General features: G+C 38.8%; 6 protein-coding genes and 1 other RNA gene. 5 read left to right on the plus strand and 2 right to left on the minus strand.

Annotated elements, in window-relative coordinates:
- The 3 genes from rnr to ssrA all read left to right on the plus strand — a co-directional run.
- The coding region (gene rnr, locus AC52RT_RS15130) for a ribonuclease R (protein ID WP_495541514.1) at window positions 1-2241 on the plus strand (2241 nt) is incomplete at its 5' end.
- 57 nt (window positions 2242-2298) lie between these two features.
- Window positions 2299-2766 (plus strand): SsrA-binding protein SmpB, encoded by a 468-nt coding sequence (smpB, locus tag AC52RT_RS15135; RefSeq protein WP_495541515.1) that lies wholly within the window; start codon window positions 2299-2301, stop codon window positions 2764-2766.
- Window positions 2767-2889: 123 nt separating this feature from the next.
- Window positions 2890-3250, plus strand: a transfer-messenger RNA (tmRNA) gene (gene ssrA / locus AC52RT_RS15140).
- Window positions 3251-3315: 65 nt separating this feature from the next.
- Here the strand turns inward: ssrA and AC52RT_RS15145 are convergent.
- Window positions 3316-4644: a DUF2254 domain-containing protein gene (locus AC52RT_RS15145; protein WP_495541516.1), complete on the minus strand. Its 1329-nt coding sequence runs from the start codon at window positions 4642-4644 to the stop codon at window positions 3316-3318.
- A gap of 182 nt (window positions 4645-4826) precedes the next feature.
- On the opposite strand from AC52RT_RS15145, the gene AC52RT_RS15150 reads away from it, so the two are divergent.
- Window positions 4827-5297 (plus strand): PfkB family carbohydrate kinase, encoded by a 471-nt coding sequence (locus AC52RT_RS15150; protein ID WP_495541517.1) that lies wholly within the window; start codon window positions 4827-4829, stop codon window positions 5295-5297.
- A gap of 133 nt (window positions 5298-5430) precedes the next feature.
- Here AC52RT_RS15150 and AC52RT_RS15155 read toward each other — a convergent pair whose 3' ends face one another.
- Window positions 5431-6435: an aldo/keto reductase gene (locus tag AC52RT_RS15155; RefSeq protein ID WP_495541518.1), complete on the minus strand. Its 1005-nt coding sequence runs from the start codon at window positions 6433-6435 to the stop codon at window positions 5431-5433.
- Window positions 6436-6683: 248 nt separating this feature from the next.
- Between AC52RT_RS15155 and AC52RT_RS15160 the strand changes: the two genes are divergently transcribed.
- Window positions 6684-7298: a PH domain-containing protein gene (locus AC52RT_RS15160; RefSeq protein ID WP_495541519.1), complete on the plus strand. Its 615-nt coding sequence runs from the start codon at window positions 6684-6686 to the stop codon at window positions 7296-7298.
- Window positions 7299-7535 lie beyond the last annotated feature (237 nt).

Genomic DNA, 7535 nt, shown 5'->3' on the forward strand with positions numbered 1-7535 from the left:
GCACTTGTGAAAATGGAAGAAAAGGGAAGCGTGATTCGAACACGTAATAACCGCTATGGACTGCCGCAAAAAATGAATCTCATCAGAGGTAAGCTTTCAGGTCACCCTAAGGGCTTTGCATTTGTAACGCCTGATGAGCCGACTGGTGTGGATGATATTTTCATTCCCCCTAATGAAACAAAAAATGCTATGCATGGAGATATTGTTCTTGTGAGAGTCTCTTCAGAAAGTTCGGGCTCACGCAGAGAAGGATCCGTTGAAAAAATTATTGACCGTGGAATTAAAGAAGTTGTGGGGACATATTCTGAAAGTAAAAATTTTGGATTTGTAATCCCAGATGATAAGAAGATAGCTAACGATATTTTCATTCCGAAAAATGTATCTCGTGGAGCTGTAGAGGGACATAAAGTAGTGGTAAGATTGACTTCCTATCCAGAAGGACGGACAAGCGCTGAAGGAGAAGTGTTGCAAATTCTTGGACATAAAAATGATCCAGGTGTTGATATCCTTTCCGTTATTCATAAGCATGGTCTTCCAATGGAATTTCCTGACGATGTACTTAACCAGGCAAATGAAGTGCCTGATACGATTGAGGAAAGTGATATCGGTAATCGACGTGATCTTCGCGGAGAAACACTGGTCACTATTGATGGTGCGGATGCGAAAGATCTAGATGATGCAGTTACCGTTACTAAGCTTGAAAATGGCCATTATAAGCTGGGCGTTCATATTGCGGACGTCAGCCATTATGTAACAGAAAACTCCCCACTTGACCGTGAAGCGTTCGAACGGGCAACGAGTGTGTATTTAGTTGACCGAGTGATTCCGATGATTCCTCATCGCTTATCCAATGGTATTTGTTCGTTAAATCCACAGGTTGACCGATTTACCCTTTCATGTGAGATGGAGTTCGATGCAAAAGGTAAAGTGGTTAATCATGATATCTTTGAAAGTGTGATTCGGACAACTGAGAGAATGACATATAATGATGTTAAAAAAATTCTTGTCGACAAAGATGAAGAATTATTGGAACGCTATGAACCGCTTGTCCCGATGTTCCAGCAAATGGAGGAGCTCGCTGCCATTCTGCGTATGAAACGGATGGAACGCGGTGCGATTGATTTTGACTTTAAAGAAGCGAAAATTCTGGTTGATGACGAAGGACACCCAACAGAAGTAGTTGTTCGTGAACGTTCAGTTGCAGAACGCTTAATTGAAGAATTTATGCTGGCTGCCAATGAAACAGTGGCGGAACATTTCTTCCGTCTTAAAGTGCCATTCCTTTACCGTATTCATGAAGATCCTAAGGAAGAAAAACTGCAGCGATTCTTCGACTTTATTACGAATTTTGGCTATGTAATCAGAGGATCAGCCAGTTCCATACAACCGAAAGCTTTACAGCAGATTATTGAAGCGGTTGCTGGGAAACCAGAAGAGATGGTTATTTCAACGGTTATGCTTCGCTCCATGCAGCAAGCGAAATACGATCCGGAAAGCCTAGGACACTTTGGGTTATCAACGGAATTTTATACACATTTCACTTCGCCTATTCGCCGGTATCCGGATTTAATTGTCCATCGTTTGATTCGGACGTATTTGATTGAAGGAAACCAAAATGAAGCGACTAAAGCAAAATGGGACGCAATGCTTCCTGAAATAGCTGATCATACATCTAAACGTGAACGTCGTGCTGTTGATGCTGAACGTGAAACAGATGATCTGAAAAAAGCAGAGTACATGCTTGATAAGATTGGTGAAGAGTTTGACGGTATTATTGGTTCTGTTACCAATTTTGGAATGTTTGTCGAGCTTCCAAATACCATTGAAGGATTGGTGCATGTCAGCGCGATGACAGATGATTATTACCGATTTGATGAACGTCAGCTTGCCATGATAGGTGAACGGACCGGGAAAGTGTTTAGAATCGGTGACGAAATATCAATCCGCGTAGCCAATGTGAATAAAGAAGAACGTGCAGTTGACTTCGAAATTCTAGGAATGGTCAATAGTCGACCGCGTACCTCTGGAAGTAAGCAGATTTTCAAGGCTAATCCTGATGGCACGAATAGACGCCGCAAGGATAGTGGTGGAAGCAGTGAACGAAAAGGCAGCGGAAACGGCCAAGGCAGCGGACGTAATGCTAAAGATGGAGCTAAGTCTTCCGATAAGCCGCGGAAGAACAAAAAATATTATGAAAATGCACCCGCAGCGAAGCGGAAGAGAAAACCTAAAAAGAGATAAAATAGTGATAGAGTCCGTTTAGGGCTCTATCCTATTAGTTAAAAAGGGGAGAATAAGATGCCAAAGGGATCTGGAAAGCAATTGGCTCAAAATAAAAAAGCCTTTCATGACTTTGCGATTGAAGAAACCTACGAAGCAGGGATTGTGTTGGTGGGAACAGAAATCAAAGCCATCCGAGCAGGAAAGGTAAATCTTAAAGACTCTTTTGCTCGTATTGAAAATGGTGAACTACAGCTGCATAATATGCACATCAGTCCATATGATCAAGGAAATCAATTTAATCATGATCCATTACGGACGAGGAAATTGCTTCTACACCGTAAAGAAATCAATAAGCTGATTGGTGATACGAAAGAAACCGGGTATACGATTGTACCGCTGAAAATGTATCTGAAAAATGGGTTTGCTAAAGTATTAATCGGTCTTGGTAAAGGGAAGAAACAATACGATAAACGTGATGACCTCAGAAAGAAAGAAGCAAAACGTGATATCGAGCGGGCCTTCCGTGATCGTCAAAAGGAATAGATTACCTGAGCGATATGATTGATTTTCCTGCGAATGCTGGTATAATAAATAATGTACCACTGACAATTGAATATCAGCATCAAAGCTGATCTATTCATTTCTCGTACGCTCCATTTTTATTCTGGGGACGCTACGGATTCGACAGGGATAGTTCGAGCTTAGGTTGCGAGTCGAGGGGATCGGCCTCGTTAAAACGTCAAAGCCTATAACTGGCAAACAAAACAACAACCTAGCTTTCGCTGCGTAACAACAGCCGATAGCTGTTCCTCCCTCCATAGCCCACGTGGTAGGGTAAGGGACTCACTCTAGTGGGATACGCCGGAATCCACCGTCTGAGGATGAAGGAAGAGACCAATCAGACTAGCTATCCTGCCGCCTGTCGATAGGCTAATGGGTTTGCGAAACGCGAATATGTCGACTACACTCGTAGAAGCTTAAGTGCCGATATGTCTGGACCCGGGTTCGTCTCCCGCCGTCTCCATTACTACTAACCGCATAAGGCGGAGATATATTTAAGAAAATAAACCCTAAACTGTCCAGATGGATGGTTTAGGGTTTATTTTTTTTATTCCAGTACTTTTCATACTCTTTTTCATGTTGTGTTGTAACAGCAAGATTAGAGAGGGCTTGGTAAAATTGTTGGTGGTCAATTTTATATAAAAAAAGATCTTCCAATCCACTTGCTGTAAACAATCCAAATTCCCAAACGGCTTTATAGTCGCGTGTATCAAGGGAATGTGCCATTAAATCTAATACTTTTATAATTTCAGTAGATACAATGACATTATCTTTAGCATAGTGTCTAATATAACCAAAACCATGATACAGATAATGGTTAAAATCTCTTTTCTGTAAAATGATCCGAAGCTCATTGCTTTCATCCATCAAATAATTAGAAAATATGGATTCACGTGAAATCGAAGCAAGGACCTCACCAATTTGATAGATTACAGTCGAAGCTGTTTTGGGATCATAATGTCCGATGGACCTAACCGCAACTTCTACTAGTTTGTTGATACTGAATTCTATATCTTGAACTTCTGTTTGCTTTCTTCTAATACTAATCAGAGAAAGATACTTTAGCTCGTCTATTTCAGTCGCGCTATTTGTCCAATACGTTATGATAGGCGTAGAAGCAAAGACATAATTTCCAATTGTATATTCCAACCGAATAATGATGTCATCTTTTTGAGCTTCTTCAATCATCGTAATAAAATCGACGAGTTGAATGTAGCCCGCTTTTCTAGCTGTAATAGTATCTCCCTTACTCTCGTATGAATGATCCTTAATCGTCCTTAAATCTTTTACTTTATATGGATCTACTTCATCTTCTAATGTACTTTTTACAATACTTAACGCTTCTTTTTTCATGTCATAAGTCATCTGGTTAACTTGCAGCCATTCGACCGCATGATTAATAAAAAAGATAAACGTTCCCATCGATAAGGCAGCGATTAATGTGGCGAAAACGGGTACAGCAAAATAGTATTGTGCTGTTTCTTTATTCAAAAATAGAAAACATAATAACATATAGAAAAAACTTGATGTGAAAATCCCAAGTACGCGTTGGGTGCTTTTACTTGCGATGAAATTTTTCAACATGCGGGGTGAAAATTGTCCGGAAAATGTCGTGAAAACTAACAGAATCAAGTTAAATGTGAACGTAGTCAATGTCAAAATAGCTGCTGTAAATGTACCGACAAGTGCTTGAGTTAAGCTATAATCTACGGAAAAATAAGGTCTCATATTTTTTCCCAGCTCATAAAGGAAGTCAGCCGTTAAAACAGCACCTACAAAAAGAAAAGAGAAAAATACATAAATTACAGGCGTAAACCACAAATTGGATTGAATTGTATGAGATAATTCCCTGTTTGACATTCTTATATATTTCTTTACATACTTATCCAGAAGATTCATTTTAAACATATTTATATTTCCTCTCAATCATAAATCAAAGCACTTTAATATTCTGCTCTAACCAAAAATAATTACCCTCTAAAAATGAACTTGGTTTACATACAGACGAGTACTAACTCCAATTCTTATATCTCGTTGAATAAATGATAATCATATATACCGTGTGGAATTTCTCTTATCCTGCTCCTGCTTCACGGGAGTTAGACTTTGATTATGTATGTAAATGTAATTTCTTCATTCCTAATGAAACTGAATTAGAAATTTTAACAGACATGCCGGTAGAAACGGACCAACAAGTTCATGATGCAGCATTAACACTAATAGAAAAAGGCGTGAAAAATGTAATTGTCACGTTAGGAAGCCGCGGGGTAATGTGGGTAACGAACGAACGGGTTGATATGATTAGCGCTCATCGTGTGGCGGCTATTGATACCACAGGAGCTGGAGATTCATTCATTGGCTGCTTCGCCCATTTCTTTGTACAAACTGGTGATATCCTTCATTCCATTCGAATGGCGACAGGCTTCGCAGCATTAAGCGTAACAAAACGTGGTACGCAATCTTCTTATCCAGACAAAAGTGAACTAGAGACATTTATAGCGGAGCAAGTTTAAACGAAAAAAAGTCCATTCATATGATGAATGGGCTTTTCAAATACTCTTAATCAATCGATTGATTAAATTTATAAAAAACTATATGTATGAAAGGTTTTGGTTTCTTAATCAATCGCTTAATTAAATTTGAATGTTATGCATTCAACCCCGGATCTGGTAGAGCCCCGACTATTGGATGGGGAACATATAACTCTTCTAAATAATGCACCTCATCAGACGATAGCTGTATATCTAGAGCAGCTACTGCACTTTCAAGATGGCTTTCTTTTTGAGCACCTATGATGGGGGCAACAATCCCATCCTTGTTAAGAATCCAGGCTAAGGCAATTTTATCACGCGTAACCCCTTTGGTGTTTGCGACTTCAGTTAACCGTTCAACTATGCCGCGGTCGGCGTTCATCATATGATCATATTTTGAATGTTGGATGGTGTCTGTTTCAGAACGATATGTACTTTCTGACCAGTCACGGGTCAAACGACCTGAAGCCAGTGGGCTGTAAGGTGTAATCGCAATCTTTTCATCACGACAGAATGGAATCATTTCACGCTCTTCTTCACGATAAATCATATTATAGTGATTTTGCATGGAGACAAATTTTGTCCACCCATTACGTTCTGCCGTTCGTTGTGCTTTTTGAAACTGCCAAGCGAACATGGCACTCGCGCCAATATAACGAGCTTTCCCGGATTTCACTACATCATGGAGAGCTTCCATTGTTTCTTCAATGGGTGTGTGGTAATCCCAGCGATGGACAATGTATAAATCAACATAATCAGTCCCCAAACGCTCCAAGCTATGATCAATTTCGGTCATAATTTCTTTTCGAGATAATCCGCCGCTGTTAGGACGATCGGGACGCATCATTTGGTGGACCTTTGTTGCTAGAACTATATCGTCGCGTTTTGTATAGTCCTTCAATGCACGTCCAAGAATTTTTTCGCTTTCACCCATAGAATAGATATTCGCAGTATCAAAAAAATTAATACCTAGTTCGATAGCTTTTTTAATGATTGGACGGCTGTGTTCTTCATCTAAAATCCATTTATGGACCCATTTCTTTTTATCTCCAAATCCCATAGCTCCCAAGCAGATCCGAGAAACGTCCATTCCAGTATGACCGAATTTTACATATTCCATAGACTAATCTCCACCGTTTTAATTCTTATTCTAAGTATCTAGTTACTATACTTCTTTTCTTTCTTCATTTTTCCTTCATTTTATTTGCATAACCTTATTAATCAATCGATTAATTAAAGATTAATAGTTCCTTTCATATCAAGGCTTTTACGTTCTTAATCAATCGAATGATTAAATATTATTTATACATAAAATCAACAATATGATAAAATATAATAGTTATAATTTACCAAGAAAGGGTTGATGATATGTTTAAGAAAATGGCAGCAGATGCGTTGGGAATATCCGATATCGGGACGATTATTTCACCAGCTGATTATGATAAAACAGATGCTGATGACTATGTCATGCATGAAGATGATGAGAAAATTTATTTTTTGATTAAGACGAAGGCAGATGAGTATTGCTTTACTAATCTAGCTATTATTCATGTGGATGGGGAAAGTGCGATTTCTTCGAAACGGACGTTGAAGCGGTATCCATATGCACAGTATAAAGTCTCAGATGTCTTTCTTGAAACAGCTGGGAAGATTGATATGGATGTAGAAATTAAATTTACGATCGGTAAAGAAAAAATGGATATTGACGTTAGAAAAGATCAAATTGAACAATTGAAGGATTTATATAAATCATTACTTCGGATTTCAGAGATCACTCACGAAAATGATATCCACATGGAAATGGGTTCAAGCAGTTTAGATAAAGCGGTTCTCGTGCTCCAAAATTCTAGAACAGATGATTCTAAACTGGCGGATACATTCCGTGAACTGACAGACTTTGGCTTTACTTGGCTCTCATCTGTCCGTGAGCAGTATCATGTTAAAGATTTCGGTGACGTTTACGAAAAGTATATTAATAATTAATCTATGAAGGAAACCTTGCTCATTGCAGCAAGGTTTCTTTTTTGTCGGGGGTATTATTCGCAATATACAATAGATGAAATAGAAATACTTTCTGCTCAGCTTATATAGGTGGTACTATAAGGGTAATTAAAGTTGAGAAATATTGGAGGAGATTGAATGGAAGCTATGGAGGCCATTTTAACAAGAAGAAGTATTGGAAAGGTGAAGCCTGATCAGGTACCAGTTGAAATTATTGAA

The sequence above is a fragment of the Peribacillus sp. genome, assembly GCF_059453735.1.

Bases quoted from the DNA above. Each gene is read 5' to 3' on its own strand.
- smpB (WP_495541515.1), top strand. From the start codon at position 2,299: ATGCCAAAGGGATCTGGAAAGCAATTGGCTCAAAATAAAAAAGCCTTT.
- AC52RT_RS15145 (WP_495541516.1), bottom strand. From the start codon at position 4,644: ATGTCAAACAGGGAATTATCTCATACAATTCAATCCAATTTGTGGTTT.
- AC52RT_RS15150 (WP_495541517.1), top strand. From the start codon at position 4,827: ATGATAATCATATATACCGTGTGGAATTTCTCTTATCCTGCTCCTGCT.
- AC52RT_RS15155 (WP_495541518.1), bottom strand. From the start codon at position 6,435: ATGGAATATGTAAAATTCGGTCATACTGGAATGGACGTTTCTCGGATC.
- AC52RT_RS15160 (WP_495541519.1), top strand. From the start codon at position 6,684: ATGTTTAAGAAAATGGCAGCAGATGCGTTGGGAATATCCGATATCGGG.